1 protein-coding gene is annotated in these 636 nt (G+C 29.6%); it reads right to left on the bottom strand.

Features of this window, described 5'->3' with window-relative positions; genetic code table 11:
* Nucleotides 1-527: CHC2 zinc finger domain-containing protein (locus B0A75_RS20360; protein WP_244284437.1), on the bottom strand; the 527-nt coding region annotated here is incomplete at its 3' end.
* Between the last annotated feature and the right edge of the window lie 109 nt (nucleotides 528-636).

Raw genomic sequence — 636 nt, 5'->3', positions numbered from 1 at the left:
TTTTTTCCAATACATATTTTGGCATATTTAGATCTGATTTCAAAACCACTACTTTTATTTTCAAAACCGATTGCAAAATATTTTTTATTGTTGATGGTATAATGAACTTCTTTTAGATTGTTTTCGTTTTGCACCTTTAAAATTTTCCTGCTTCTCAAATATTGAATTAAAGCCAAATGTTGGATTTCGATTACTTTTTCAATTTTAATGTTGCTTTCTATATTTACTGGAGTTTCAAAAATTTGCTTCTGAAAAGAAAAAAAACTGTCGAACTTTTCAAGATAACTTAAAGCTTCGGAAACACTAAAACCAAATTTGAAAATTACAAAATCAATGGTATTTCCACCTTTTTGTTCGCCATGATCAAAGAAGCGATTTAGAGTTCTATTTAGTTTAAAAGAAGCGGTTTTTTCAGCTCTAAAAGGAGACAAATACCAGTTTTCATTTTCATTTGATTTTGTCGGTTCATATCCTAAATTTTCGAGTACTTTTTCTATCGGAATTTCTCTTGCTTGGGTCGAATTCATGTGTTTTTTTGTATTAGGGGTAAAAAAGCTAAAAAATTTGATGATTTGATGACAATATGCTCTAAAGCTTGTACAGGTAAGGGCTGAGCCTGTCATCAAAATGTCATCA

Origin of the sequence: Flavobacterium oncorhynchi (assembly GCF_002217355.1) — a bacterium.
Lineage (GTDB): Bacteria > Bacteroidota > Bacteroidia > Flavobacteriales > Flavobacteriaceae > Flavobacterium > Flavobacterium oncorhynchi.
This window is presented reverse-complemented; position numbering and strand designations above follow the sequence as displayed.